Genomic DNA, 26,468 nt, shown 5'->3' with positions numbered 1-26,468 from the left:
CCGAGCTATGTCGACACATGTCGAAAAAGACCAGGTTTCGGGTCACGAAACCACCGGTCATGAATGGGATGGCATCAAAGAGCTGAATACACCGCTGCCGTCCTGGTGGGTCTATGTTTTCTGGGCCACAATCGTCTGGTCGGTCGGCTATTGGGTGGTTTATCCGTCCTGGCCGACGGCAACGAGCTACCTTACCGGTATGTTCGAAACCACCAACCGGACCCAACTGCATGAAACCATGGCCAATGTTGCCGCCGAACGCGCACCGTATATGGAGCGTCTGGCAGCACTGGATCTGGATGAAATCGTTAATGACAGCGAATTGCTGAACTTCTCGATGGCAGGTGGCAAGGCCGTGTTTGCAGAAAACTGCGCACCGTGTCATGGCACGGGCGGTTCGGGCAACCCGGGCTTCCCATCCCTTCAGGACGATGACTGGCTGTGGGGTGGTTCGCTTGAAACCATCAATGAAACGCTGCATGTCGGTATCCGCTGGGATGCCAATGATGATACGCGTTTCAACGATATGCCTGCCTTTGGTCGTGACGAGATACTGGAACGCGATGGCATCAATGATGTTGTTCAGTATGTCCTGTCCTTTAACGGACGCGAAACCGACAAGGCCGCAGCAGCCCGCGGCATGGAAGTCTTCGCTGATAACTGCGCATCCTGTCATGGCGAAGACGCCAAGGGTGTTCAGGAATTGGGGGCACCGAACCTGACGGATGCGATCTGGCTGTATGGTGGTGATGCCGCGGCCATTACCGAAACCGTGACCAATTCGCGTGGCGGCGTCATGCCGGCATGGGGTGGTCGTCTTGACGAAGAAACCATCAAGATGCTGACGGTTTATGTCCACTCGCTTGGTGGCGGTCAGTAACCTTTAAAATCTTCGGCCCGCCGCACCTTTATACACTGTGATCTGATCAAAAATTGATTTGTGTCATGGTGGGGTGCGGCGGGTTTTTCGTATGTTGGCACTGCAATTTGAATAATCCTAATCCGACATGGCATGCCGCATGCCATGTTGTGCACCATGCAGATAACTGGTGGCCCCAAAGCCACAAGAGAGCAGTTATCGGCGATGCGGCCCAACAGTCAGGTAGCGACAATGGCCATGCCCCATTTGCAACAGCCCGATCCCGCACATCCGATCCCGCAAAACGATACACTGCCGGAAGATGACCGCGACCAGCCACTTTATAAAACCCGCGACAAGGTCTATCCGAAACGGGTCTCGGGCCGTTTCCGTAACCTGAAATGGTTTGCACTGGTCGCTCTGCTTGCCATTTACTGGATTGTGCCTTGGCTGCGCTGGGACCGCGGACCTTCGGCACCGGATCAGGCCGTGCTGATCGACATGGATCTTGGCCGCGCCTATTTCTTCTTTATCGAGATCTGGCCGCAGGAAGTCTATTACATCACCGGCCTTCTGATCCTTGCCGCGATCGGTCTGTTTCTGGCAACGTCGCTGTTTGGCCGTATCTGGTGCGGTTATGGCTGTCCGCAAACGGTGTGGACCGATCTTTTCATGCTGGTCGAACGTCATATCCAGGGGGATCGCAATGCGCGCATGCGTCTGGACAAATCGCCCTGGACATTCGAAAAAATCTGGAAAATCGGCGCAACCCATCTTTCATGGCTGGTGATTGCCGCGGCAACCGGCGGTGCATTTGTGCTTTATTTCCACGATGCGCCGACGGTCATGGCCGATATCTTTACCGGCGATGCGTCACTGGGTGTTTATGTCACCATCGCGTTCCTGACTTTTTCCACCTATCTGCTGGCCGGGTGGGCGCGCGAACAGGTTTGCACCTATATGTGCCCGTGGCCGCGTTTCCAATCGGCGATGCTTGATGACGAGTCGATGATCGTCACCTATGAAGGCTGGCGCGGCGAACCGCGTGGTCCGATCAAGCGCAAGAACCTTGTCCGCGGCGAAGTCCCGGAAGTCGGCCACTGCATTGATTGCTATGCCTGCTTTAACGTCTGCCCGACGGGGATCGATATCCGTAACGGATTACAGATGGAATGCATCGGCTGTGGCCTGTGTATCGATGCGTGTAACGAAATGATGGACAAGGTCGGCTTCCCGCGCGATCTGGTCCGGTTTGATTCGGTGCAAAACAGCCAGTTGCGTGCGCATGGCAAGGCGACCAAAATCCGCATTGTCCGGCCGCGTACCATTTTCTATTCGATCATCGTGATGCTGGTCGCAGGCGTGATGGCCTTTGGCCTGTTCAATCGCACGACACTTGAAGTCAACGTTTTGCGGGATCGCAACCCGATATTCGTCCGACTGTCCGATGGTGATGTCCGAAATGGCTACACCTTAAAGGTCCTGAACAAGGAACAGGCTGCCAAAACCTATATCCTTACAATCGAAGGGCTTGTTGCCACCGATTTTCAGGTTATCGGTCTGACACCTAACCAGGATGGCACATTCAGCCTGGATGTTGCCCCGGACCGCGTTGGCAGTTTCCGTGTCTTTGTTGCGGCCGATCCAGAAGCACTGGACGGCGAAGCCACACCGTTCGAGTTCAGCGTGACCGATCCAAAGGACAATATTCGCGAAACTTATGATACCGTGTTTGCCGGTCCTAAATAACCGCCACCCGCCTGACGATCCGGCCACCGACCCTATTGCGCCGGACAGGAGATAGAAAGATGACGACCCAGACCACAACCTCACCATCCTCTGTTGAGGGTCCGCGCAAATCGGATCGCCTGATCCCGTGGTACTTTGTTGGCGGTTTCGCGATCATGCTGATCGCCAACATCTCGCTGATCACGTTTTCAATGACAAGCTGGAACGGGCTTGTCACCAAACACGCCTTCGAAGAAGGCAACAATTATAACGCCGCAATGTCGGGCGCGCAGCGTCAGGCCGAATTGGGATGGCGCAGCAAACTGTCGGTCGAGGGGCTGATCAATCAGTCTGCGACGGTTACTGTCCTGTTCCGGGATCGCGATTCCCAACCGATCAGCGGTGCCAAAATGGAAATCGTTTTGCGGCGTTCGGACCGTGACGATCTTGACCAGACCGTGCGAATGGCGGAAATCGCGCCCGGGGAATATCGGGCAAGTGCCGCGTTCCCGGTTTATGGCCGTTGGGAAATCCGGACCATTGCGCACGCCCTTGGTGATGATTATCAGACTGTCGAGACCGTTGTCGTAAAACCATGACCCCCCAAACCACCTGCCGCCATTGTGGAGATCCGGTGACCTCGATGTCATCGGTCGGGCCTGATTTTTGCTGTCGGGGATGTGCAGGTGCGTTTGAACTTCTGGGCGATCTGGGTCTTAAATCCTATTACAGCCGCCGAAGCATCGATCCCAAAGCCCGGCCATTGCGCCCTGATAGCGATGAAATCGCTGCGGTTAATTTCACCGATCTTGTCAGCACTGACGACGAAGGCGTTCATCATCTTAACCTGATGGTGGATGGCATACATTGTGCGGCCTGTGTCTGGCTGATCGAATCCCTGCTGCAAAAAAATCCGTCTGTCCTGCATGCGCGCGTCAATATGACTACCCGCCGGTTACGGCTGACATGGAACGGTGACATTGCCGATGTGGATGAACTGGTTAAACCGGTTCTGCAGATGGGATACCGGCTGATCCCGTTCGATCCCGCAGCGCTAGAACAGGCAACACAGGCCCGCAACAGCGAATTGCTGCGCTGTCTGGCGGTTGCCGGATTTGCCGCGGGCAACGTCATGCTGCTGTCGGTTTCTGTCTGGGCCGGATATTTTCAGGGAATGGGCGGGGCAACCCGCGATCTTTTCCATTGGATATCGGCCCTGATTGCCCTTCCGGCAGCCATCTATGCCGGAATGCCGTTTTACCGCTCCGCATGGGGTGCGATCCGCAATCGCCGGGTCAATATGGATGTGCCGATCAGCCTGGGGGTCATTCTTGCCCTTGGCATGAGCCTGGCTGAAACCATGCGCGGCGGCCCCCATGCCTATTTCGATTCTGCCATAACGCTTTTGTTTTTCCTGCTGGTTGGCCGATATCTTGACAGCCGCGCCCGTGGTCAGGCCCGATCAGCCGCCGAACATCTGCTATCGCTGAATGCGCGCTCGGTCACGGTTCTGGCTGACGATGGCACCCGCCGACTGATCGCACCGGACAAGGCCAAACCGGGCATGATCGTTCTGGTGGCAGCGGGGGAGCGGATCGGCATTGATGGTGAAATCCTTGATGGTCAATCGGATATCGATACCAGCCTGATAACGGGGGAAAGCATCCCGAACACCGCCAAACCAGGCACAACCGTTTTCGCCGGAACAACCAATATATCGGCCCCGTTGCGCATCCGCGTTACTGCGACCGGTCAAACAACGCTTCTGGCTGAAATTGTCCGGTTGATGGAAAACGCCGAACAGGGACGCGCCCGATATGTCGCCCTTGCCGACCGTGTCGCCAAATCCTATGCCCCTGTGGTCCATCTTCTTTCGGGCACGACATTTCTCGGCTGGTGGCTGATTGGCGGGATTGGCTGGCAGGATGCCCTGATGAATGCGATTGCCGTTCTGATCATCACCTGCCCCTGTGCCCTTGCCCTTGCCGTGCCGGTTGTTCAGGTGATTGCGACCGGACGGCTGTTGCGCGCTGGTATCTTGGTCAAATCAGCCACGGCCCTTGAAAGACTGACCCGTATTCGCGGTGTCATTTTTGATAAGACCGGCACATTGACCACCGGCAAGCCCGAATTGATCTCCAATCCGGACGATGACACTGCGCTTGAACTGGCCGCATCCATCGCGGCCAATAGCACCCACCCACTGTCGCGCGCCCTTGTGCGGGCCGCCGGAAATGTAACGCCAATCGCCAATGTTTCGGAACATCCCGGCCAGGGACTCTCAGCAGAATTGCCCGGCGGCACGGTCCGATTGGGCAGCCGTGCATTTTGCGGTATTGCAGAAAATGCCGACCTGTCCAGCCACATTGCAGGCCCCGAAATGTGGTTGCAGGAACCGGGCCGGGCCGCAACCCGTTTTGTTTTCCGCGATGCCCCGCGTCATGATGCCGAACAGGTCATCGAAACCCTGTCTTCGCGTGGTTTTGACATATCGCTGCTATCGGGGGACCGGGCCGTGACGGTTGCTCGACTTGCGGAAACACTGGGCATTCGCGATTGGAAGGCGCAGCTTTCACCGGCGGACAAGGCAAACGAAATCGCCCGTCGCGCCGAAAATGGCAAATGTGACCTGATGGTCGGTGACGGTATTAATGATGCGCCGGCCCTTGCCGCAGCTTATGCATCCATGTCACCTGCAAGTGCAGCCGAAATCAGCCAGAATGTCGCCGATATCGTGTTTCAGGGCGACCGCCTTTCGGCCGTGATCGAGGCCATCGACGTTGCCAGGAAATCCGACCGGCTTGTCCGACAGAATTTCACCCTGTCATTTGCCTATAACCTGATCACGATTCCATTGGCGGTATCGGGTATGGTCACACCACTGATTGCCGCCATTGCGATGTCTTCATCCTCTTTGATTGTGATTGCCAACGCATTGCGCCTGCGATCTGGAACAGACAAACAGCGGGCCGAAGATCCTTCCGCCCTCCCCGTACATGCCCAAGAGGCAGGAGCGCCGTCAGTATGAGCAACCTATTACTTCTGATACCAATCGCCCTGTTTCTGGGGCTTCTCGGATTGGCAGCATTTCTGTGGTCGCTTAAATCGGGGCAGTTCGATGACATGGAAGGAGCCGCCAATCGCATCCTCTTTGATGACGATGAACAGCAACCGCAGGACAGCCATACGAAAAACAACGGAGACAAACGTTAGTATCGCTTGAACTGATGCAGTCAGATCGCATAGATTAATTCCAATCTGACATCTTAAGTACATGTAGCTCCGGAGTTTGCCATGTCTGTCCGTTCCCAGCTTTGTGAGGCCTGCGGAATCAAGGACCTGACCTTCTGCTCTTCTTTGCAGGGCACGGAGCATGATCGTTTGCGCCAGATGCTGACCCATGTTCAGTTCGATCCGCACAGCACGATTTTCCACGAAGCCGAAGATGCCGATTACGTGTTTAACGTCACGTCGGGTTCGGTAAAACTATACAAACTTCTGGGCGACGGCCGCCGCCAGATCACCGGTTTCCTGTTCCCTGGTGATTTCCTTGGTCTGGCGCTGAACACCACATACAGCTACACCGCCGAGGCAATCGAGCCGGTAACTGCCTGCCGTTTCCCGCGCGAAAAGCTTGAAAAGCTGTTTGACGAATTCCCGCGTCTTGAAAAACGCATGCTGGGCATGGCGGTTGACGAACTTGCCGCCGCACAGGATCAGATGCTGCTGCTGGGTCGCAAGACGGCCAAGGAAAAGGTTGCGTCCTTCCTTTTGATGCTGGCCCGCCGTCAGGAACATCGCGGCGAGGAAAGCGACACGATCCAGGTCCCGATGAGCCGCTCGGACATCGCCGATTACCTTGGCCTGACCATCGAAACGGTTTCACGCACCCTGACGCAGCTGCGCAAGGAAGCAACGATCACGCTTAAGGATAATCGCCATATCGAAGCCGTCGGCATTGATATGCTTGAAGATCTTGCCGAAGGTTTGTGATTGCGTTGTGCAATTGCACAACAAATCCCGAAATGGACGGAATATCCTGCGGCAACAATAGGGAACCCTTCCTGTTAAAGGCTATTCGACCAAAAGCCTGTTTCGCGATTGCGAAAAAACAGTTCCCGCAAATGGTCATCATATTGTAAACATGACGGCACGCCTGACACAGATCGGGCAGCCAAATCCGGTAACACCGGGGGAGAAACGTCATGAGTGCCACCACCAGAAAACAGGGCCGCATCACGGTTCCTGCCATTCGCGCCCGCAAGGGTGCAGAACCGATTGTCTGCCTGACGGCCTATACCACGCCGATGGCGCAACGCCTTGACCCGCATTGCGATCTTCTGCTGGTCGGGGATTCACTGGGCATGGTTGTTTACGGCATGGAAAGCACGCTTGCCGTCACCGTCGACATGATGATCAACCACGGCAAGGCCGTCATGCGCGGCAGTTCCAACGCCTGCGTGATCGTCGATCTGCCGTTTGGCAGCTATCAGGAATCCAAAGAACAGGCTTTTCGCACGGCATCGCGCATTCTTGCCGAAACCGGATGCGCGGGGGTGAAACTCGAAGGTGGTGCCGAACTGGCTGACACCGTCGAATTCCTCAGCCAGCGGGGCATTCCCGTCATGGCCCATATCGGCCTGATGCCCCAGCAGGTCAACACCATGGGCGGCTTCAAAAGCCAGGGCCGCGGCGAAGAAGCTGCTGCCAAGGTGATTGCCGATGCCAAGGCCGTGGCCAAAGCCGGTGCATTTTCAGTGGTTGTCGAAGGCACGGTCGAGGCCGTTGCACGGCTTATCACCACGGAAATCGACATTCCGACGATTGGCATCGGTGCATCTGTTGCCTGCGACGGGCAGGTGCTGGTGACCGAGGATATCCTTGGCCTGTTTTCCGATTTCACCCCGAAATTCGTCAAACGCTATGCCGATCTGGGCGATCAGGTCTCCAAAGCGGTTGAAAGCTATGCCACCGAAGTCCGGAACCGTCAGTTCCCGACCGACGATCATTGCTTTGGCGTGACCAAACCCGGCAAATTGCGCGCCGTAAAATAACGGTGCCACCTTTTTGCCCAACAGACGATCGACAAGACGAACATGACGCTTAAAACCGTTCACAGCGTTGCAGAACTGCGCGCGGTTGTTGCCGGGTGGCGCGCGCGAGGATTGCGTGTGGCACTGGTCCCGACGATGGGTGCTCTTCATGCCGGTCATATCAGCCTGACCGATCATGTCCGCAATCACGCCGACCGCGTCATTGTCAGCATCTTCGTCAATCCGACGCAGTTCGGCCCGAACGAGGATTTCGGTGCCTATCCCCGTACATTGCCAGACGATCAGAAAATGCTCGATGCCGCCGGGGTGGAGCTGTGCTTTGCCCCCTCGGTCGAAGAAATGTATCCCGATGGCTTTGCCACCCGTGTCAGCGTCGATGGATCATTTACCAACGTCCTGTGCGGTGCTTCCCGCCCCGGCCATTTCGACGGCGTTGCCCAGATCGTCACCAAACTTCTGCTGCAAGCCCTGCCCGATTGCGCGATATTCGGCCAGAAAGACTATCAGCAGCTGATGGTCATCCGCCGTTTCACCACCGACCTGAACATCCCGGTCGAAATTATCGGCGCACCGATCCTGCGCGAAGATGACGGTCTGGCGATGTCATCGCGCAACCGCTATCTGACACCGGAAGAACGCGCGATTGCCCCGACACTTGACCGGGTTTTGGGCGAAATCACCAAAGCCGCGGCAAGGGGTGCTGAAATCGCCCCGCTTCTGGCCAAGGGACGCGAAGATATTCTGAACGCCGGTTTCAAATCGATTGATTACCTTGAAATCCGCGACGCAGACACGCTTGAACGGGTCGAAGACCGGGTGCGCAAAAGTAGCCGCGTCTTTGTCGCCGCCCATCTTGGCAAAGCCCGCCTGATCGACAATCACGCCATCGACCCGATCAACATCACGGGTTAAACAGCGGCTTGGCCGCGATGAATCGCGGATTGCGATGCGATTGGCATCAAAAGCGCAGAACATCGCGCTTTTGCGCCTGATTGCGCTTGACTCTATCCCCCCTATCGCATAAACCCTGCGCAACAAAGGTCGCCCAAGGGGTGACTCCCCCAGTCCTCGAGTTGTCGAGCACTGGGTTTTAGTTTTTTGTGCGCACACGGTGGAAACACCGGAAACACAGACGGGATTTGGAATGTTTGAAGGACTAAGCGATCGCCTTGGCGGGGTTCTTGATAAGCTGCGCAGACGTGGCGCGCTGAAAGAATCCGACGTCAAGGAAGCCATGCGCGAAGTACGCGTCGCCCTGCTTGAGGCTGACGTGGCGCTGCCGGTCGTCAAATCATTCATCACCAATGCAACCGAGCGTGCGGTTGGTCAGGACGTTCTGCGTTCGGTCACACCGGGCCAGATGGTCGTCAAGATCGTTCATGACGAACTGAAAAACATGCTGGGTGAAGGCGAGGATATCAACCTTGCGGCCACCCCGCCGGTTCCGATCCTGATGGTCGGTTTGCAGGGTTCGGGTAAAACCACGAGCTCGGCCAAGATCGCGCTGCATCTGACCAAAAAGCGCAACAAGAAAGTCCTGCTGGCGTCGCTTGATATCTATCGCCCGGCCGCCCAGCAGCAGTTGAAAATTCTGGCCGACAATAACGGCCTGAACGTTCTGCCGATCATTATGGGCGAAAAGCCGGTATCGATCGCAAAACGCGCAATGGATATGGGCCGCAAGGAAGGCTATGACGCCGTCATCCTCGATACCGCAGGGCGCCTGCATATCGATATGGAACTGATGAGCGAAGTCGCCCAGGTCCGTGACGCGGTCAACCCGGCCGAGACCCTTCTGGTCACCGATGCGATGACCGGTCAGGACTCGGTCAATGTGGCCAAGGAATTCGCCGACAAGGTCGGCATCACCGGTATCGTTCTGACCCGTATCGACGGTGATGCACGTGGTGGTGCGGCCCTGTCGATGCGCCAGATCACCGGCTGCCCGATCAAGATGCTCGGTACCGGTGAAAAAATCGACGAGATGGAAGCCTTCCATCCGGATCGTATCGCCAACCGCATCCTCGGGATGGGCGATGTCGTCAGCCTTGTCGAAAAGGCTGCCGAAACGATCAAGCAGGAAGACGCCGAGAAAATGGCGAAGAAGCTCGCAAAGGGTCAGTTTGACCTGAACGATCTTCTTTCCCAGCTCAAGCAGCTTCAGAAAATGGGTGATCTTTCCGGCATCATGGGGATGCTGCCGGGCATGGGCGCGCTGAAAAAACAGATGTCGCAGACCAAGCTTGATCCCAAACTTCTGACCCATCAGGAGGCGATCATCCTGTCGATGACGCCCAAGGAACGAGAAAACCCGGCCCTGATCAAGGCATCGCGCAAAAAGCGTATTGCCGCAGGTTGCGGTCTTTCGGTTCAGGATGTGAACAAGCTGCTCAAACAGTATCAGACCATGTCCACCATGATCAAAAAGATGGGCAAGATGGGCAAAAAGGGACTGTTTGGCGGTATGCCGAAAATGGATCCCTCGATGCTCGAAGGCGGCGACATGCCCGATATGAGCAAGTTGCCAAAAGGATTTCCCGGTGCCGGGGGCGGATTACCGCCCGGGTTCCCGGGATTGGGCGGCGGCGGTTTGCCGCCGGGATTTCCGGGGTTCGGTAAAAAGAAATAGCCAAGCCCCCGGTTCTCAAGATTTTTCGAAAGAACCAAACACCCCGGTTCCCTGAACCGGAATAAATTGATCCTCCGGGATCGTAACTTGAAGACTACAAACCCAAGCTGAAAGGAACTTATCCGAATGGCTGTCAAGATTCGTCTTTCCCGTGGCGGTGCCAAAAAGCGTCCGTACTACCGTATCGTAGTTGCAGATGCCCGTGCCCCGCGTGACGGCAGCTTCATCGAGAAAGTCGGTACCTATGATCCGATGCTCCCGAAGGATGCTGACAACCGCGTGACCTTCAAAGAAGAGCGCATCAAATATTGGCTGGGCGTTGGCGCACAGCCGACCGATCGTGTTGCACGTTTCCTGGGCAAAGCTGGCCTGGCTGACGCGTTCAAACCGACCGAACAGCCGAAGAAGTCGGCTCCGAAAGCGAAAGCCCAGGAACGTCTTCGTGAGAAAGCTGAAAAAGCCGAAGCCGCTGCTGCTGCAGCTGCCGAAGCTGCTGCGGCTCCTGCTGAAGAAGCTGCCAGCGAAGAATAAGCTTTTCGCACGCTTTGATCAGATACCGGAAATTTGTGAACCGAAATGGCTGATACCCGCAAATCCAAAACCGACGATGCATTTGTCTGCGTCGGCATGATCACCGCCCCGCACGGGGTGCGTGGTGCCGTGCGCGTCAAAAGCTATACCGTCGATCCGGATAACCTTGTCGGTTACGGCCCGTTGTTCGACGCCAAGGGACAGGCGAAATTCAAACTGTCTCCTGTCGGACATGTTCGCGACCAGCTGATCGCCAAGATCGATGGTGTGAACGACCGGGACGCCGCCGAACGGCTGCGGGGAACCAAGCTTTACGTACCGCGGACGGCCCTGCCGGAAACGGAAGACGAAGACGAATTCTATCTTGCCGATCTTGTCGGCCTGAAAGCCCATCATGTTGATGGTTCGCTGTTCGGGACCGTACGGGGTGTGGCTGATTTTGGCGCGGGCGATGTGATCGAAATCGCGCTGGAAGAAGTCCGTGGCAAAGTCGTCGTCCTGCCGTTTACCAAGGAAGTCGTGCCCGATGTGGTGCTTTCGGAACGCAAGCTGGTGGTAAATCCGCCCGAGGGGCTTTTGCAGGAAGAAGAAGGACCGGGAAATCGTACCCGCCGTCCGGGCAGCTCCCGCAAGGACTCTCAGGCCGACCGCGATTCTGATGCCGTCACTGCCGATGCAGTAGGCGCAGAAAATGCGACCGGCAGCGGAAAGGAGGCCTGATCGATGTCTGTGTGGCAGGCCAAGGTTGCAACCCTGTTCCCGGAAATGTTCCCGGGCGCGCTCGGTCAGTCTCTGGCCGGACGGGCACTGGAAAACGGGATCTGGTCGCTGGATGTCAAAGACATCCGTGATCATGCAACCGACCGTCACCGCACTGTTGACGACAATCCTTTCGGGGGTGGGGCCGGTATGGTCATGCGCCCGGATATTGTCGACGCCACCCTGCGTGAATTGCGTGCGGAAGCTCCGCAATTGCCGCTGATTTATCTCAGCCCGCGCGGGAAAATGCTGAACCAGAAACGTTGCCGCGAACTGGCAGCGGGACCGGGTGCCATCCTGTTGTGTGGTCGCTACGAAGGTATCGACCAGCGCGTACTTGATGAACATCAGGTCGAAGAAATCAGCATTGGCGACTACATCCTCATGGGCGGCGAACTGCCGGCCATGGTCCTGATTGAATCGTGCATTCGCCTTATCGAAGGTGTGGTCAACAAGACCGAATCCGTCGACGAGGAAAGCTTTGAAACCGGGTTGCTTGAATATCCGCATTACACGCGCCCGGCCAATTGGAACGGGCGTGACGTGCCGGAGATCTTGCTTTCCGGACATCATGCCAAGGTACAAGCCTGGCGGCATGCTCAGGCAGAAGAAATTACCCGTGCTCGGCGTCCTGACCTTTGGGATCAGTATGTCGCACGCGGGCACATCAAAGAGGGTTAAACCATGACCAACGCAATCATCCAGCAGATCGAAAAAGATCAGCTCGATAAAATCGCTGCAAAACGCGAAGTTCCGGAATTCGACGCAGGCGACACCGTCCGTGTTCACCTGAAAGTCGTTGAAGGTACCCGCGAACGTATCCAGCAGTTCGAAGGCGTCTGCATCGCCAAGAAAAACCGCGGCCTGAACTCGTCCTTCACCCTGCGTAAAATCGCATCGGGCGAAGGTGTCGAACGTATCTTCCAGAACTACTCCCCGGCGATCGACAAAATCGAAGTCGTCCGTCGCGGTGACGTTCGTCGCGCAAAACTTTACTACCTGCGTGGCCGTACCGGTAAATCGGCGCGTATCGCCGAACAGACCACCGGTCACAAAGGCAAACTGACGGCTGCAGAACGCAAGAAATAATCTGCGTTCCGCATTGTCGGAATGATTGGCGGGCTCACCTTCGGGTGGGCCCGTTTCTTTTGGGCTGTTTTCATTGCCTGTGGTTTTGAGCGACAAACAACCGATAAATACACTTTATGCGTGCATCATATCGAATCGCCGGTTTTCATGCCTGATCAATGTAACGCGCAGAAACCTTGCGAATAACATATAACTTTATTTTATATCAGCTATCCCTGCTTTGGCTGCCTCACCCCGGAATCTGGTAGTTTTAGCTACCTCAAGATGCTCAATTTTCCCTGAATCTACTTTGAGATGCAGTAGCGTAAAAAAACACGCGCCGGGTTGCTTGCGATTTGGAAGCTTGAGTGTATAAAGGCACTCCCGCGGCAAAAACGATCAAGTCCGTGCGGTTCTGGATAATAAAATTTCGCATATCGGGACAAACCCGGATGCCCGGAGGAACAGGCGACGCCGTGCGCCACATGACATCGCAATCCCAGGATTGCCGTCGTAAAAAACATCCCCGGTTTAATGTCCTTTGCCGGCACTACTGTCTGGTCGTCGCTGCATAAAAGATCGATTTTAAGAGGAGGTCGAGATGGGTGCGCCTAAAACCCTTTTTGACAAGATTTGGGAAAGTCACGTGGTCGATACGCAGGATGATGGTACCTGCCTGATTTATATTGACCGCCATCTCGTTCATGAAGTGACCAGCCCGCAGGCTTTCGAAGGCCTTCGCAATGCCGGCCGCAAAGTGCGCCACCCGGAACTGACCCTTGCCGTTCCGGATCACAACGTTCCGACCACGGACCGTTCCGAAGGCATCAAGGAAGAAGACAGCCGTATTCAGGTCAACACTCTTGACCAGAACGCCAAGGATACCGGTATCCATTACTTCCCGATGAATGACCTGCGTCAGGGCATCGTCCATATTGTCGGCCCGGAAGAAGGTTTCACCCTGCCAGGTGTCACCATGGTCTGCGGCGACTCGCACACCTCGACCCACGGTGCATTCGGCACCCTGGCATTCGGCATCGGCACGTCCGAAGTCGAACATGTTCTGGCCACCCAGACGCTGGTTCAGAAACCGGCAAAAAACATGCTGGTCAAGGTCGAAGGCGATCTGCATCCGGGCGTTACCGCCAAGGACATCACCCTTGCCATCATCGGACGCATCGGCACGGCTGGCGGCACCGGTTATGTGATCGAATATGCTGGTTCGGCCATTCGGTCGCTATCCATGGAAGGCCGCATGACCGTCTGCAACATGTCGATCGAAGGCGGCGCACGCGCAGGCCTGATCGCACCGGACGAAAAAACCTTTGAATATATCAAGGGCCGCCCGATGGCACCCAAAGGGGCCGCATTCGAACAGGCTGTCGAATACTGGAAGACCCTTCCGTCTGACGAAGGCGCGCATTACGACAAGATCGTCGAAATCGATGCTGCCGACATCATCCCGCAGGTCACCTGGGGCACCAGCCCGGAAGACGTCGTACCGGTTAACGGCAAAGTCCCGGCACCGTCCGACGCCAAGGATCCCGGCAAACAGAAAGCCATCGCCCGTTCGCTCGAATATATGGGCCTGACGGCTGGCACCAATATCGAAGACATCAGGATTGATCGCGTCTTTATCGGTTCCTGCACCAATGGTCGTATCGAAGACCTGCGCGCCGCGGCGGTTATCGCCAAGGGTCGCAAGGTTGCCGATCACGTCAGTGCCATGGTCGTTCCGGGTTCCGGTCTGGTCAAGGAACAGGCCGAGGCCGAAGGCCTGCACGAGATTTTCCTCGAAGCCGGTTTTGAATGGCGTGAACCGGGCTGCTCGATGTGTCTGGCGATGAACCCGGACCGACTGGAGCCGGGCGAGCGTTGCGCATCGACCTCCAACCGTAACTTCGAAGGCCGTCAGGGCCGTGGTGGCCGTACCCACCTGCTCAGCCCGGCGATGGCCGTGGCCGCAGCAGTCACCGGTCATCTGACTGACGTCCGCAAACTCGGTTAAGGCAGAAACCCATGGCAGAACGAGCATTCATCAGTTTCCGTGACGGCGCAGCGCGCTGCGGCCGGGCACCGATCCTTGAACAGCTGCTCCCGCAGCTGACCGGGATCAACCTGCCCGAATTCGTAGCGAAGGATATCGACGCAACCGAGGAACTGATCGAGGCCCTCGGTCTTGCCTGGGAAACTGGAAGCAAGGGATAAGATTAATGGATAAGTTCACGACCCTCACCGGTGTGGCAGCACCGCTGCCGATGATCAATGTCGATACCGACATGATCATCCCGAAACAGTTCCTGAAAACCATCAAACGTTCGGGCCTTGGCAAGAACCTGTTTGATGAAATGCGCTATGACGACAAGGGCAACGAAATCCCGGATTTCGTTCTGAACAAACCGGCCTATCGCAATGCCAAGATCATCGTATCAGGTGACAACTTCGGCTGTGGTTCATCGCGCGAACATGCGCCGTGGTCGCTGCTTGATTTCGGCATTCGCTGCATCATCGCGCCAAGCTTTGCCGACATTTTCTATAACAACTGCTTCAAGAACGGCATTCTGCCGATCCGTCTGCCGCAGGAAGATGTCGACAAGCTGATGGATGATGCCGAACGCGGCGAAAACGCCACCATCACCATTGATCTTGAAAAACAGGAAATCCATGGTCCGGATGGCGGTTGCATCACGTTTGATGTCGAACCGTTCCGCAAACATTGCCTGTTGAACGGCCTCGATGACATTGGCCTGACCCTGCAGAAGGGCGACGCGATCAACGATTTCGAAGCCAAGCGCGCTGCGTCGCAGCCCTGGCTGTCGCTGTAATTCAAAGTGGCGGCAGTCCAGACCGGTCTGCCGCCCTTTTTGTCGATACGGGGTGAACGACCCCGATAATATCTGGGAAGGATTGTTTGATGAGCACCACCAAAAAAGTTCTGATGCTGCCCGGCGACGGCATTGGCCCCGAAGTCATGCGCCAGGTTCAGCGCGTCATGGACTGGATGGCCAAAAAGCGTAACGTCAATTTCGAAATCACCGAAGGTCTGATCGGCGGCGCATCAATTGATGCGCATAACAACCCGCTGACCGACGAAACGCTTGCCGATGCCATGGCGGCCGATGCGGTTCTGCTTGGTGCTGTCGGTGGCCCGAAATGGGACAACCTTCCCTTCGATATCAAACCGGAACGCGGGTTGCTTAAAATCCGCAAGGAAATGGGCCTGTTTGCCAACCTCCGTCCGGCCCTTGTGTTTGATGCGCTTGTAGGTGCCTCGACGCTGAAGGAAGACATCGTCAAGGGTCTGGATATCATGATCCTGCGCGAATTGACCGGCGGCATCTATTTCGGTCAGCCGCGCGGCATCGAAGAACGCGACGGTGTGCGTTTTGGCTTCAACACGCTGGTTTATTCCGAGCCGGAAGTTGAACGTATTGCCCGTGTCGCCTTTGACATGGCCATGAAACGCAACAAACGCCTGTGTTCGGTCGATAAGGCCAACGTTCTGGAATCGACCGTTCTGTGGCGCGAAGTTGTTGAACGCGTTGCCAAGGACTTCCCGGAAGTCGAGGTCAGCCACATGTATGTCGATAACGCATCCATGCAGTTGGTCCGTAACCCGAAACAGTTCGACGTGATGGTCACCACCAACATGTTTGGCGACATCCTTTCCGATTGTGCCGCCATGCTGACCGGATCGCTTGGCATGCTGCCGTCCGCATCGCTGGGTGCTGCCGATGCAAGCGGTGCCCGCAAGGCGCTTTACGAGCCGGTGCACGGCTCCGCCCCGGACATCGCCGGTCAGGACATCGCAAACCCGCTGGCAACCATCCTGTCGTTTGCCATGATGCTGCGTTATTCGTTCGACATGGGCGATGATGCGACCATGATCGAAACCGCCGTTCAGAACGTTCTGAAAGGCGGGCTTCGCACCGCTGATATCATGCAGCCGGGCATGGCAAAGGTTTCGACCACCGTCATGGGCGAATCCCTGATCAACGAACTCGACAAGATCGCCTGATCTTTCCGATCACGCTTCAAAAAAACAAAGGCCGGGTCAATGATCCGGCCTTTGCCATAAGCACGTTTCCTTGACTTGTTGCGCGACAACAAAGATGTTGCCCAGGCAACTACTGTCTGCATCCCATACGTGCAGAAACATAATAAAAGCTGGATAACATGAGCAAAAAAACAGTTCTTCTTGTCGGTGGCCTTGCCGTTCTGGCCGCCGCGGGTGCCGGTCTTCACTACAAGGCACCGGCCTATCTCGAAAACCGGTTCCGCACGATCCTCAGCAGCCCGGACTCAGACCTTCGCGGTGAATTTTCCGATTTCGAAATGTCGCTTCTGGGCCGCACATTGGCCGCCAGGAACGTCAAACTGATCGATCCTAACGGTGTGACCTACACCATCGGATCAATGCATCTCAATCAGGTCAACTGGCTGACCCTGATCGGGGCAAACCCGTTTGGCAACGGCATTGCCGGTCAGGCCGATCTCGAAGAACTGGCAATTGCCCATGATGCCTATGGCATCACCACCCCGAAGGCGGAACTTGGCGATCTTGCGATGGACCTGGCTTCGCGCAATTTCGACATCACCACCGGTCGTGCTGATCTGCAAAACCTGACCATTTCGGATGGCGACATCCGCCGCATCAATATTGATCACCTGCTGGCGGAAAATGCCGGTTCGGCCAATATCGATGCCCTGAACATTACCGGTTGGAAAATGGATGATCAGGAAACAAAAATCACCAGCAGCATCGACAATATGTCCTTTGCCGGCTGTGCCGGACCGGCCGATCTGATCGCCAGTTTCGATCCCGACATTGCCCGCGATTTCGCCATCTGTGACGATATTGCGGCCACCACCTTGTCGTTTGCCGATGACGCAGGCCTGGAAATGTCGGTTGATGCAATTGCCCTGTCGGGTCTGGAATCCCGGGTGATCAAATCCGGCACGCTGACCGGTCTGTCGATGCAGCAGCCAGACAATCCTGCCAGGCTTGCCATTGGAGAAATCTCGCTTGCTGATTTCCGCGTCGATCTGACGGGTGACATGATTGATCTTGATACAAGGCTCAGCATGGCGGACGCCAGGAAGATGGTCGAAAACACCTCCTTCCAGACAATCATCGTCAAAAATCCGGTAATTTCCGACGAGGAAGTCGAAATCGCGCTCGATAATGTCACATTGCGCGACATGCGTGATGGCAGGCTTGCCGGGATCGACATCACCGGAAGCCACATCACACAGAAAACCCCGGACGGCCCCGCCAATTTCGGTCTGGACGGACTTTCCGTCACCGATCTGGATTTAATGGCAATCACCGGCTTTGGCGAAATTTACGACGTTGCCGATGAAATGGTTGGTCAACATATCGACCAGTTCGAAGATTTCACACTGGGTCAGATGAACCTGCCGCTCAGTCAGGCGCTTTACGGTGCGTTTTCCATAAATGGCCTCTCATTCTCGGGCGCGCCGGACGGTGAAAAGGTCGAAATCCGGCTCGACAGCTTCAAAAGCACCCTTGAAAAGCCTTTCACCCCTGAAAACAGCGCACTGACATTTGTCAAAATCAACAACAGCACCCTCGAAGGGCTGCATGCCACCCTTGATGACAGCATTACCGGTGGCAACGATACCGCAATCTACCTTGGTATCAACAGCTTCGATGATCTTGTGCTGGATGTCTCCAACAGCATTATCTGGGATGAGACGGCTGGCGATTTTGTTTACAGCATCGACAAGGTTGCCCTGCGCGATATCGGCCAGATCGGCCTTTCGGTCACGGTCACCGGGATCAACGATGACGTCATGACCCGTCTTCTGAAAACCCGGATCGGCGATGACGCGGCACTCGAACAGGCCCTGACGGTCGACGCGGCCTTCCGCGGTGCACGCCTTGAAATTTCAGGTGAGAAAATGTTGCCTTTTGCCCTGGGCGTTGCCTCTCTGCTTAATGGCAACACCGCCGAAGACATGAAAATGCTGGTCACCATGAACCTGATGCAGGCGCAGGAACAATTTGCCGATGACGCAACGCTTTATGATGCGTTCGGCGAATTGCTGGCATGGGTTGATGATCCGCGCCACCTGCTGATCGAACTGGCACCGCAGGAACCGGTTGCGATGGGCATGGCGGCCGGTGGCCTGATGTTCCCGCAGATGGGGGCGCAAATGCTGGGCCTTCGTATCACCGCCAACGGCCAATGACAGCCGCAGAATAAAAATAACGGGCCGGATCGTGATGATCCGGCCCGTTTTCATGTTCGCGATCCAAGCTCATCGAAACGCGCCAGTTTGTCCGGGTTTCGGTGGATGAAAACATCCGTTATTGCGTTTTGGTGCATGGCCATACTGATGGCGGTCGCCACCCGGTCGCCTTCACGCACAAGCACCCAGTATTCCCGCCCGTCAACGGCCGTGAATTCAATGTCGTACACCGGATTCTTGCGCCAGATACCGACAAAGAACCGCGCAACCTTATCTGCACCGAATATCGGATTAACCGCCGCACTTGCCTTGCCTCCGCCATCGGAATGCATGATCACGTTCGGGGCCAGTTGCCCGATCAACGCGTTCAGATCACCGTGGATCAGGGCATCGACAAAGGCTGTGACCTGTTCCCTGTTTGCGGTCTCGCTGTCTGGAACGGGGGTTGGATCACGGTCGTCTTCGCGGTTCACCTTGCGGCGTGCGCGAAACAGGATCTGGCGGGTATTGTTTTCGGTCCGCTCGATCACCGGGGCGATATCTTCGTGTGACCAGTCAAAAACGTCATGCAGAACAAGTGCCACCCGTTCAACCGGCCCCAACCGTTCCAGCATCATGACATAGGCCTGCCCCAGGCCATCCCGTTCGATCAGGTTGTTTTCCGCTTCAGGAAAAACTGGCGGCACCCAGGGTTCGGGCAACCATTGCCCAACATAATGTTCACGCCTGCGACGTGCCGATTTCAGAACATCAAGGCAGATATTGCTGCAGACCCGCACCAGCCAGCCGGTCGCATCGCGGATGTCATCCTTTGCCGCCGCCCGCCAGCGTAACCAGACATCCTGCACGGCATCTTCGGCATCGGCATGGCTGCCCAGCATGCGATAGGCAAGGGCATGCAGCCGCCCGCGATGGGTTTCGAAAACCTGATCCGCCATGCGATCCCCGTCAAACACATGAAGCGATACGGGACAGGCCCGTATCGCCGATTGGGTGGTCATCCTGCCCGATAGGTCCGTTGAAGCAAAGAGCCTATTGGATGGGGGTTTGCGATCAGGCAAGCTCATGCTGCGCAATACCAAGACGGTTCCATGCATTCATCGTTGAAATGATGCAGGTCAGTTCGGAAATGGCGTCTGCTTCGAAATGATCGACAAGATTGCGATAGCTTTGCGAAATGCGGTCCTGATCAACCGCTTCGGTCAGGCATTCGGCCCAATCAAGTGCGGCACGTTCGGCCTCGTCATATCCCTTGGCCGCGCGCCAGACCGCCAGCATGGTTACCTTGATGGCGTCCCCACCGTGATCGGCATGGCTTTTGGCATGCATCCGCAGGCAATGCGAACATCCATTGATCTGCGACACCCGGCATTCCACCAGATCGCGCAAAGCACGCGGGATTCTCGGGTTGTCGTCAAGCTTGCCAGCCAGTCCAAGCATAGCTTCGAAAAGTTTAGGGCTGGATTTCGGAAAGTCAAAACGGCTCATCATGTTTCGTCCTTGTTGCAAACCGGGGAAAATCCCCCTTTGCAATCAGGACGAGACAGCTTAGCCCCGTGTTACACACATGGACAAAACTTTGGTCGCCCGCAAAAAACTATACGATCCGCGCCTTTTTAAGCGCCTCGACCACCTCGTCATGCATGACCCAATGCCAGTCTTCGCTATTTTGCTGTTCACCATCTGCCAGCGTAAAGACCGCCGCCAGATAATCGCTGACATCGGATTTGCACATCGGCAATTCGGCCGCGAGGGCGATTTTTTGCGCCAGTTTGCCGTATTTCCTGTTCCCGATCCGGGACCCGAAATGACCAATCGTATTTGCCAGTTGATTACCGGTAATTTCGCGCCCCGGTGCCTTGGCATGGGCGCGCAGCATGTCGCGTTCGCAACTTGACATATCAATGGATCGAAGCGCCCGGACATAGTCCTCAACGCGGCCGATATGGGGGCCGGTACGATGGGTGATCTGGGTGGAATATGCACGTGCGCCCGGGGTTTCCCGGTGTGTCATGTTCTGCATGTTGTTTCCTCCCGAAGGAACAACCGGTTGGTCGCGTTCTACACCGTGCCGGTTGTTTCACGGTTCACGCTGTCCGGGCTCTTTGGCCCGTTAATAATGCTATATGGGTCGGACTGCCGCAAAACGACAGCCCGACCGATGCGTTTTTACGTAAAACGATAACCGGGTTTGGTGAAAACAAACTGCCCGACCCGCATCCCGCCACCGCCTTCACGCTCGTCAAAGGCATTGATGCAGCCCGCCAGATAAAACTCCCACATCCGTTTGAATTCGGTGTCGTATTTTTCCGGGTCAAGCTGATCGGCAATCTCGCGGAACCGGTCGCGCCACGCAACCAAAGTTCGGGCATAGTTCAGTCCGGCATGGAAATGCGATGCTTCGACTTTAAGGTCGGCGTTTTCCGCGGCCTCGATCACTTCATGCACCGCCGGAATATAACCACCGGGGAAAATATAGCGATCAATCCACGGCGATGTGAATTCCGGGCGCGGCTTGATGATCGTATGGATCACCGCCCGCCCCCCGGCTTTCAGCAATTTGCCGACCTTCTCGAAATAGGTTTTGAACTGTGGCCGCCCGACATGTTCAAACATGCCAACCGAAACAACCCGGTCGTATTTCCCTTCATTCGCATCGGCAAACAGCCGGTAATCCAGAAGATGATATCCAAGACCTTCGTGGAAGTTATCGGGCAGTTCCTCTTTGCGTTCCAGCGCCCAGTTATATTGCTCGGTCGAAAGCGTAATCCCGTGCACCTCGGCCCCGGTGGTCCGCCGGATAAAGCGGCTCAACCCGCCCCAGCCGCACCCGACATCAACCACCCGAAGGCCCGGCTGGTCAATCTTCAGCCGCTGGGTGGTCAAAGTCATTTTGCGGTTCTGCGCCTCTTCCAGCGTCTGGGCACCATCGTCCCAGAAGGCGCAGGAATACTGCATTTCCGGATCAAGGAAACGGGTATAAAGGTCATTGCCGATATCATAATGATGGCGCACGCGCCGGGACGCGGCCTTGACCGAGGTAAATTGCGCGATCTGGAATTTAAGCGATTGCAGCTTTTCGATAAACAGGCCAAATCCGTTTGCTGAATGGCCGCCTTCGAAATTAAGCCGCAAGACCCTGATCAGGTCTTCCATCTCGCCCGATATCACTTCAAAACCGCCACGCATATAAGACTCGCCAAATCCCGGGTCGGGACTTAGCGCCATTTTCAATGTGTCGGTCCAGTTCGGTACAGTCATTGTTGCCCTGGGATCGCTGCCATCCCCCAGAACAATCTCGTGTCTATCGTCCGCCCGGAATACCAGTGTTCCGCGCGTGACATGTTCCCGGAAAAAATCGAGAACCTTTTTCTGTGTCCAGTCCAATGTCATCGGGTACGTCATCTGCCGTCCTTTTTAAGCCGGAAATGCCATCGCCCCACATAAAACCCGTTTCCGGATTTCACATAAGCACCGGACCCTAAATCAGGATCGTCTGGTCAATCGTTCGAAAAAGGAAATGCGGAAACAGCACAGTCGCAGGCAACTTACCCACAGACATTGAAAACAGAAAACTCAAAGCCGGGGCCGAACGATTCTGATTTAGGGTTCGGTACTCGAACCCCGTGGGTAATTCTGCCAGAATTTTTTGCAATCTCAAGAGGTAAAAGCCAACGAACTCCTTGCGTGGTACTCGATAAAACCTTACATCTCGCCCCATACTGTACAGACGATTATCCACAGGCATATGCAAATCACGACGCCCCATACCAAAGAGGGGCAACGCGTATAAGCAATGCCAGAAAGACTGAAAGAGGCTCCTGATGGGCTATAAAATCGCCGTTGTCGGCGCGACCGGAAATGTCGGGCGCGAGATGCTCAATACGCTTGAAGAACGCCAATTTCCGGCCGATGAAATTTTCGCACTCGCCTCCTCGCGTTCGGTTGGCCGCGAACTGGATTACGGTGACAAGGAAATCAAGGTCGTAGATGCCGCAACCTTCGATTTTTCCAAGGTCGATATCGCGCTGTTCTCTGCCGGTGGCACAACGGCCAAAACGCTTGCGCCCAAGGCTGCTGCTGCGGGTTGCGTTGTCATCGACAATTCCAGCTACTGGCGGATGGAGCCCGGTGTACCGCTGGTCGTGCCAGAGGTAAATGGTGCCGCGCTGGCCGGTTACGCCAAGAAAAACATCATCGCCAATCCGAACTGCTCGACCATTCAGATGGTCATGGCGCTTAAACCCCTGCATGACCTGCAACCGATCAAACGCGTTGTCGTTGCAACCTATCAGTCGGTTTCCGGTGCCGGTCGGTTGGCGATGGATGAACTGTTCAATCAGACCAAAGGCATTTACGTCAACGATCTGCCGGTCAAAGAACAGTTCACCAAACAGATCGCCTTTAACGTCATCCCGCATATCGACGAATTCATGGATGATGGTGCTACCCGCGAAGAGTGGAAAATGACCGCCGAAACCCGCAAGATCCTTGATCCGGATATCGCGGTCCATGCGACCTGCGTGCGGGTGCCGGTCTTTGTCGGTCATGCCGAAGCCATCAATATCGAATTCGAACAGCCGGTCACCGTCGAAGAAGCCCGCAAGGCAATGAAAGCTTTCCCCGGCGTTTCCGTGGTGGATTATCGCCAGGACGAGGGATATGTCACGCCGCAGGAAGTCCAGGGCGAAGACAATGTTTTCGTTTCGCGCGTGCGTAAGGACCCGACGGTTGAAAACGGGCTTTCGCTTTGGTGTGTTGGCGACAACCTGCGCAAAGGGGCCGCCCTTAACGCGGTTCAGATCGCCGAAATGCTGGTTGCGGAATATCTGCCAAAGAAATAATCGCGCCCCTAATAAACGTCTTTGAAACCCGCCGGGATCGGCGGGTTTCTTTTTGCCCGGATCATTCCCGCTGGTCAGAACCGCAAAAAAACGATAGGGAATTTATATCGATTAACCGGCGCTCCCGCCATCAGCGCTGCGATCCATAAAGAAAAATAAATCGAGGACAGGGATGGTAAAACGAACACGCAAAGAAGCTGCAAGGCTTGACGAAGCCGCCCGCGCGGGTTGGCTTTATTATTGCGCCGGCAACACCCAGGACGAAATCGCCACCAAACTTGGCGTTTCGCGTCCGACCGCACAGCGTCTGGTATCGGCCGCCATTAGCGAAGGTCTGGTCAAAGTCCGCCTTGATCATCCGATTGCGCGCTGCATGGAACTGGCTGCATCGCTGTGCGAGCAATTTGGCCTAGCCAACTGCGAAGTGGTGCCGACCGATCCCGCCGCCCCCGATGCCATGTTTGGCATGGCGCAGACGGCCGCGACCTATCTTGAACGCGTTCTGCAATCCCCCGATCCCAAGATCATTGCGATTGGCACCGGGCGTGCGATGCGCGGCATGGTCGATGAAGTTCAACGCGTCGATGCCCGCCATCACAAGATCGTATCCCTTGTCGGGACCATTGCCCATGACGGGGCTGCAAGTTTCTATGATGCGGTCACCGATCTGGCGGATCGCACGCGCGCGCCTCACTATCCATTGCCGATCCCGGTAATTGTCGAAAGTGCCGAGGTGCGCGCCCAGATGCAGCAACAGCCGCCGATGGACAATATCATGCATCTTGCCGCCAAGGCCGATGTGCGTTTTGTCGGGGTGGGTGATCTTGGCGCCGATGCACCGCTTTATATCGATGGCTTCATCAGCAGGGATGAATTGCAATCCCTGCAAAAAAACGGCGGTATCGGCGAAGTCGTCAGCTGGTCATTTGATGAAAACGGCGCGATCCTTGATCACGATGTCAATCACCGCGTCACCAGTGCGCCAATCCATATTCCCGCGCAAAACACGATTGCTGTCGCCAAGGGGGCCAAAAAGGTCGCCGCGATTCGCGGGGCAATGCGCGGCAAACTGATCACCACACTGATCACCGACGAAGCCACCGCCGAAGCTTTGCTGCAAAGCTAGGCACCGCAAAACACGTTTTGAATCAATACAGAAATCAACCCCGCCAAAGCTTTTGGCGGGGTTTTCTTGTTGCAGCGCAAAAACGATTTCGTTTGACAAGGCATCCTTAAATTGAGTGAATGCTCATTACCTGAACAAATGATCAAACGGGCAAGATAATTTGCCCATCGGGTACACAGTCCTTTGGGAGGAACTATGAAACGCGTAACGGGAGCAGCGCTTTGCGCGCTGTTGGCAGGCGGTGTCGCATTCTCCGCCAATGCCGAAACAAAACTTACCATTGCTACCGTGAACAACGGTGACATGATCCGCATGCAGAAGCTGACGGATGACTTCACCTCCAAAAACCCCGACATTTCCCTTGAATGGGTTACGCTCGAAGAAAACACCCTGCGTCAGCGTGTCACCACCGACATCGCCACCAAGGGCGGTCAGTATGACATCATGACGATTGGCACCTACGAGGTTCCGATCTGGGCGGAAAAGGGCTGGCTGGCACCGCTCGATAACCTTGGTGCCGATTACGATACCGATGACATCATGCCCGCCATCCGTTCCGCCGTAAGCAACGATGGCAAGCTTTATGCGGCACCTTTCTATGCCGAAAGCTCGATGATGATGTACCGCACCGATCTGTTTGAAAAAGCAGGCATCACCATCAATGGTCGCCTGACCTGGGACCAGACGCTCGACATTGCCAAAAAGCTCCATGATCCGGATAACGGTGTTTATGGCATCTGCCTGCGCGGCAAGGCTGGCTGGGGCGAAAACATGGCGCTGATCACCACCATGGGCAATGCCTATGGCGCGCGCCTGTTTGACGAGAACTGGAACCCGACCTTCGACAGTGCCGAATGGAAAAACGCCCTCGACATGTATGTCGAAATCCTCGGCAAATATGGTCCTCCGGGGGCAACGTCGAACGGCTTCAACGAAAACCTTTCGCTGTTCAACTCGGGCAAATGCGGCATGTGGATCGATGCAACCGTTGCAGCGTCCTTTGTCAGCAACCCCAAAGAATCGACCGTTGCCGACAAGGTCGGCTTCACCGAAGCCCCCTGTGCCGAAACCTGCACTGGTGCAAACTGGCTCTGGGCATGGAACCTTGGCATTCCGACCGGCTCCCAGAAAGTCGAAGCCGCCCAGAAATTCATCGCCTGGGCAACCTCCAAAGACTATCTGGAACTCGTAGCCTCCAAAGAAGGCTGGGCCAACGTTCCGCCGGGTACCCGTATGTCCCTGTACGAAAACCCGAAATATCTGGAAGCCGCACCGTTCGCTGACGAAACCCTTCTCGCCATCGACAGTGCCGATCCGATCAATTCGACCATGAAGCCGAAGCCCTATGTCGGTGTTCAGTTTGCCGCGATCCCTGAATTCCAGGGTATCGGCACCACGGTAGGCCAGCAGTTCTCTGCCGCATTGGCCGGTTCCTCGACTGTTGAAGATGCACTTGCATCCGCACAGTCAAGCACCGACCGCACCATGCGCAAGGCTGGTTACTACTGATGCATGACGGGCCAGGATGCCGCACCTAGTGCAATGAATTCTGGCCTGTGCCTCCTTGACCTGATGAACTTGGGGTGGCGGCACTTCTGACCGCCACCCTCTTTCCATCCGGATCGAGGCAACAGGGACTTCAAACAGGGAGCAC

At 55.8% G+C, this 26,468-nt stretch carries 25 protein-coding genes; 21 read left to right on the top strand and 4 right to left on the bottom strand.

Annotated features, from left to right (window positions below):
• The first annotated feature begins 7 nt into the window (after nucleotides 1-7).
• The 18 genes from ccoP to IT971_RS01420 all read left to right on the top strand — a co-directional run bounded on the left by ccoP (nucleotide 8) and on the right by IT971_RS01420 (nucleotide 18,844).
• Nucleotides 8-880 carry a cytochrome-c oxidase, cbb3-type subunit III gene (gene ccoP / locus IT971_RS01505; protein ID WP_007089115.1) on the top strand — a complete coding sequence of 291 codons (873 nt, stop codon included), beginning with the start codon at nucleotides 8-10 and terminating at the stop codon, nucleotides 878-880.
• 231 nt (nucleotides 881-1,111) lie between these two features.
• Entirely contained in the window at nucleotides 1,112-2,608 is a 1,497-nt protein-coding gene (gene ccoG / locus IT971_RS01500; RefSeq protein WP_063093689.1) for a cytochrome c oxidase accessory protein CcoG, read from the top strand.
• A gap of 59 nt (nucleotides 2,609-2,667) precedes the next feature.
• Nucleotides 2,668-3,186, top strand: coding sequence for a FixH family protein (locus IT971_RS01495; protein ID WP_063093687.1), 519 nt, complete (start codon nucleotides 2,668-2,670; stop codon nucleotides 3,184-3,186).
• A 44-nt stretch (nucleotides 3,187-3,230) separates the two neighbouring features.
• Entirely contained in the window at nucleotides 3,231-5,615 is a 2,385-nt protein-coding gene (locus tag IT971_RS01490) for a heavy metal translocating P-type ATPase (RefSeq protein WP_196871228.1), read from the top strand.
• Nucleotides 5,612-5,800: a cbb3-type cytochrome oxidase assembly protein CcoS gene (gene ccoS, locus IT971_RS01485; RefSeq protein ID WP_007089119.1), complete on the top strand. Its 189-nt coding sequence runs from the start codon at nucleotides 5,612-5,614 to the stop codon at nucleotides 5,798-5,800. The genes IT971_RS01490 and ccoS overlap by 4 nt, the downstream gene beginning before the upstream one ends.
• 81 nt (nucleotides 5,801-5,881) lie before the next feature.
• Nucleotides 5,882-6,580, top strand: coding sequence for a cyclic nucleotide-binding domain-containing protein (locus IT971_RS01480; RefSeq protein WP_007089120.1), 699 nt, complete (start codon nucleotides 5,882-5,884; stop codon nucleotides 6,578-6,580).
• Between the two features lie 212 nt (nucleotides 6,581-6,792).
• The gene (gene panB, locus IT971_RS01475) at nucleotides 6,793-7,641 is read left to right on the top strand and encodes a 3-methyl-2-oxobutanoate hydroxymethyltransferase (RefSeq protein WP_007089121.1); all 849 of its coding nucleotides are present in this window, start codon (nucleotides 6,793-6,795) and stop codon (nucleotides 7,639-7,641) included.
• Between the two features lie 42 nt (nucleotides 7,642-7,683).
• Complete coding sequence (panC, locus tag IT971_RS01470) at nucleotides 7,684-8,553, top strand: pantoate--beta-alanine ligase (RefSeq protein ID WP_063093683.1); 870 nt, start codon at nucleotides 7,684-7,686, stop codon at nucleotides 8,551-8,553.
• 232 nt (nucleotides 8,554-8,785) lie between these two features.
• Nucleotides 8,786-10,270, top strand: coding sequence for a signal recognition particle protein (ffh, locus tag IT971_RS01465; protein ID WP_037990688.1), 1,485 nt, complete (start codon nucleotides 8,786-8,788; stop codon nucleotides 10,268-10,270).
• Between the two features lie 126 nt (nucleotides 10,271-10,396).
• Entirely contained in the window at nucleotides 10,397-10,801 is a 405-nt protein-coding gene (rpsP, locus tag IT971_RS01460; protein WP_063093682.1) for a 30S ribosomal protein S16, read from the top strand.
• 45 nt (nucleotides 10,802-10,846) lie between these two features.
• A complete protein-coding gene (rimM, locus tag IT971_RS01455; RefSeq protein WP_062951619.1) occupies nucleotides 10,847-11,521 on the top strand; it encodes a ribosome maturation factor RimM in 675 nt (224 codons plus the stop codon).
• Nucleotides 11,522-11,524: 3 nt separating this feature from the next.
• On the top strand, nucleotides 11,525-12,241 hold the full coding sequence (gene trmD, locus IT971_RS01450; protein ID WP_007089126.1) for a tRNA (guanosine(37)-N1)-methyltransferase TrmD: 717 nt from the start codon (nucleotides 11,525-11,527) through the stop codon (nucleotides 12,239-12,241).
• 3 nt (nucleotides 12,242-12,244) lie between these two features.
• Nucleotides 12,245-12,649 carry a 50S ribosomal protein L19 gene (gene rplS, locus IT971_RS01445; RefSeq protein ID WP_007089127.1) on the top strand — a complete coding sequence of 135 codons (405 nt, stop codon included), beginning with the start codon at nucleotides 12,245-12,247 and terminating at the stop codon, nucleotides 12,647-12,649.
• A gap of 580 nt (nucleotides 12,650-13,229) precedes the next feature.
• A complete protein-coding gene (gene leuC / locus IT971_RS01440; protein WP_007089128.1) occupies nucleotides 13,230-14,636 on the top strand; it encodes a 3-isopropylmalate dehydratase large subunit in 1,407 nt (468 codons plus the stop codon).
• Nucleotides 14,637-14,647: 11 nt separating this feature from the next.
• Nucleotides 14,648-14,836, top strand: coding sequence for a hypothetical protein (locus IT971_RS01435; protein ID WP_007089129.1), 189 nt, complete (start codon nucleotides 14,648-14,650; stop codon nucleotides 14,834-14,836).
• 5 nt (nucleotides 14,837-14,841) lie between these two features.
• A complete protein-coding gene (leuD, locus tag IT971_RS01430) occupies nucleotides 14,842-15,453 on the top strand; it encodes a 3-isopropylmalate dehydratase small subunit (RefSeq protein WP_007089130.1) in 612 nt (203 codons plus the stop codon).
• Between the two features lie 89 nt (nucleotides 15,454-15,542).
• A complete protein-coding gene (gene leuB, locus IT971_RS01425; protein WP_007089131.1) occupies nucleotides 15,543-16,646 on the top strand; it encodes a 3-isopropylmalate dehydrogenase in 1,104 nt (367 codons plus the stop codon).
• A gap of 158 nt (nucleotides 16,647-16,804) precedes the next feature.
• A complete protein-coding gene (locus IT971_RS01420) occupies nucleotides 16,805-18,844 on the top strand; it encodes a hypothetical protein (RefSeq protein WP_063093679.1) in 2,040 nt (679 codons plus the stop codon).
• Between the two features lie 50 nt (nucleotides 18,845-18,894).
• Here IT971_RS01420 and sigJ read toward each other — a convergent pair whose 3' ends face one another.
• From sigJ to IT971_RS01400, 4 genes are all read right to left on the bottom strand, one after another.
• Nucleotides 18,895-19,845 carry an RNA polymerase sigma factor SigJ gene (gene sigJ, locus IT971_RS01415; protein WP_063093678.1) on the bottom strand — a complete coding sequence of 317 codons (951 nt, stop codon included), beginning with the start codon at nucleotides 19,843-19,845 and terminating at the stop codon, nucleotides 18,895-18,897.
• 52 nt (nucleotides 19,846-19,897) lie between these two features.
• Entirely contained in the window at nucleotides 19,898-20,335 is a 438-nt protein-coding gene (locus IT971_RS01410; protein ID WP_231885398.1) for a carboxymuconolactone decarboxylase family protein, read from the bottom strand.
• Nucleotides 20,336-20,441: 106 nt separating this feature from the next.
• Nucleotides 20,442-20,867 carry a hypothetical protein gene (locus IT971_RS01405; RefSeq protein ID WP_063093675.1) on the bottom strand — a complete coding sequence of 142 codons (426 nt, stop codon included), beginning with the start codon at nucleotides 20,865-20,867 and terminating at the stop codon, nucleotides 20,442-20,444.
• A gap of 146 nt (nucleotides 20,868-21,013) precedes the next feature.
• Nucleotides 21,014-22,249: a cyclopropane-fatty-acyl-phospholipid synthase family protein gene (locus IT971_RS01400; protein WP_223304973.1), complete on the bottom strand. Its 1,236-nt coding sequence runs from the start codon at nucleotides 22,247-22,249 to the stop codon at nucleotides 21,014-21,016.
• Nucleotides 22,250-22,668: 419 nt separating this feature from the next.
• Here IT971_RS01400 and IT971_RS01395 point away from each other — a divergent pair, with 419 nt between their 5' ends.
• The 3 genes from IT971_RS01395 (at nucleotide 22,669) to IT971_RS01385 (ending at nucleotide 26,323) form a co-directional block, all read left to right on the top strand.
• Complete coding sequence (locus IT971_RS01395) at nucleotides 22,669-23,688, top strand: aspartate-semialdehyde dehydrogenase (protein ID WP_037990495.1); 1,020 nt, start codon at nucleotides 22,669-22,671, stop codon at nucleotides 23,686-23,688.
• Nucleotides 23,689-23,860: 172 nt separating this feature from the next.
• Nucleotides 23,861-24,814: a sugar-binding transcriptional regulator gene (locus IT971_RS01390; RefSeq protein ID WP_063093672.1), complete on the top strand. Its 954-nt coding sequence runs from the start codon at nucleotides 23,861-23,863 to the stop codon at nucleotides 24,812-24,814.
• A gap of 195 nt (nucleotides 24,815-25,009) precedes the next feature.
• A complete protein-coding gene (locus IT971_RS01385; protein ID WP_007089145.1) occupies nucleotides 25,010-26,323 on the top strand; it encodes a sugar ABC transporter substrate-binding protein in 1,314 nt (437 codons plus the stop codon).
• The last annotated feature ends 145 nt before the right edge of the window (nucleotides 26,324-26,468 follow it).

Origin of the sequence: Thalassospira sp. B30-1 (assembly GCF_015767575.1) — a bacterium.
Classification (GTDB): Bacteria; Pseudomonadota; Alphaproteobacteria; order Rhodospirillales; family Thalassospiraceae; genus Thalassospira; species Thalassospira xiamenensis.
This window is presented reverse-complemented; position numbering and strand designations above follow the sequence as displayed.

Excerpts from the sequence above, each read along its gene's own strand:
- leuB (WP_007089131.1), top strand. The coding sequence starts at position 15,543 with ATGAGCACCACCAAAAAAGTTCTGATGCTGCCCGGCGACGGCATTGGC.
- ccoG (WP_063093689.1), top strand. The coding sequence starts at position 1,112 with ATGGCCATGCCCCATTTGCAACAGCCCGATCCCGCACATCCGATCCCG.
- IT971_RS01385 (WP_007089145.1), top strand. The coding sequence starts at position 25,010 with ATGAAACGCGTAACGGGAGCAGCGCTTTGCGCGCTGTTGGCAGGCGGT.
- IT971_RS01480 (WP_007089120.1), top strand. The coding sequence starts at position 5,882 with ATGTCTGTCCGTTCCCAGCTTTGTGAGGCCTGCGGAATCAAGGACCTG.
- rimM (WP_062951619.1), top strand. The coding sequence starts at position 10,847 with ATGGCTGATACCCGCAAATCCAAAACCGACGATGCATTTGTCTGCGTC.
- panB (WP_007089121.1), top strand. The coding sequence starts at position 6,793 with ATGAGTGCCACCACCAGAAAACAGGGCCGCATCACGGTTCCTGCCATT.
- ccoP (WP_007089115.1), top strand. The coding sequence starts at position 8 with ATGTCGACACATGTCGAAAAAGACCAGGTTTCGGGTCACGAAACCACC.
- IT971_RS01400 (WP_223304973.1), bottom strand. The coding sequence starts at position 22,249 with ATGACGTACCCGATGACATTGGACTGGACACAGAAAAAGGTTCTCGAT.
- sigJ (WP_063093678.1), bottom strand. The coding sequence starts at position 19,845 with ATGACCACCCAATCGGCGATACGGGCCTGTCCCGTATCGCTTCATGTG.
- IT971_RS01390 (WP_063093672.1), top strand. The coding sequence starts at position 23,861 with ATGGTAAAACGAACACGCAAAGAAGCTGCAAGGCTTGACGAAGCCGCC.
- panC (WP_063093683.1), top strand. The coding sequence starts at position 7,684 with ATGACGCTTAAAACCGTTCACAGCGTTGCAGAACTGCGCGCGGTTGTT.
- IT971_RS01410 (WP_231885398.1), bottom strand. The coding sequence starts at position 20,335 with ATGATGAGCCGTTTTGACTTTCCGAAATCCAGCCCTAAACTTTTCGAA.
- rplS (WP_007089127.1), top strand. The coding sequence starts at position 12,245 with ATGACCAACGCAATCATCCAGCAGATCGAAAAAGATCAGCTCGATAAA.
- leuC (WP_007089128.1), top strand. The coding sequence starts at position 13,230 with ATGGGTGCGCCTAAAACCCTTTTTGACAAGATTTGGGAAAGTCACGTG.
- IT971_RS01395 (WP_037990495.1), top strand. The coding sequence starts at position 22,669 with ATGGGCTATAAAATCGCCGTTGTCGGCGCGACCGGAAATGTCGGGCGC.
- IT971_RS01420 (WP_063093679.1), top strand. The coding sequence starts at position 16,805 with ATGAGCAAAAAAACAGTTCTTCTTGTCGGTGGCCTTGCCGTTCTGGCC.
- rpsP (WP_063093682.1), top strand. The coding sequence starts at position 10,397 with ATGGCTGTCAAGATTCGTCTTTCCCGTGGCGGTGCCAAAAAGCGTCCG.
- trmD (WP_007089126.1), top strand. The coding sequence starts at position 11,525 with ATGTCTGTGTGGCAGGCCAAGGTTGCAACCCTGTTCCCGGAAATGTTC.
- ccoS (WP_007089119.1), top strand. The coding sequence starts at position 5,612 with ATGAGCAACCTATTACTTCTGATACCAATCGCCCTGTTTCTGGGGCTT.
- leuD (WP_007089130.1), top strand. The coding sequence starts at position 14,842 with ATGGATAAGTTCACGACCCTCACCGGTGTGGCAGCACCGCTGCCGATG.
- IT971_RS01495 (WP_063093687.1), top strand. The coding sequence starts at position 2,668 with ATGACGACCCAGACCACAACCTCACCATCCTCTGTTGAGGGTCCGCGC.
- IT971_RS01490 (WP_196871228.1), top strand. The coding sequence starts at position 3,231 with ATGTCATCGGTCGGGCCTGATTTTTGCTGTCGGGGATGTGCAGGTGCG.
- IT971_RS01405 (WP_063093675.1), bottom strand. The coding sequence starts at position 20,867 with ATGCAGAACATGACACACCGGGAAACCCCGGGCGCACGTGCATATTCC.
- IT971_RS01435 (WP_007089129.1), top strand. The coding sequence starts at position 14,648 with ATGGCAGAACGAGCATTCATCAGTTTCCGTGACGGCGCAGCGCGCTGC.
- ffh (WP_037990688.1), top strand. The coding sequence starts at position 8,786 with ATGTTTGAAGGACTAAGCGATCGCCTTGGCGGGGTTCTTGATAAGCTG.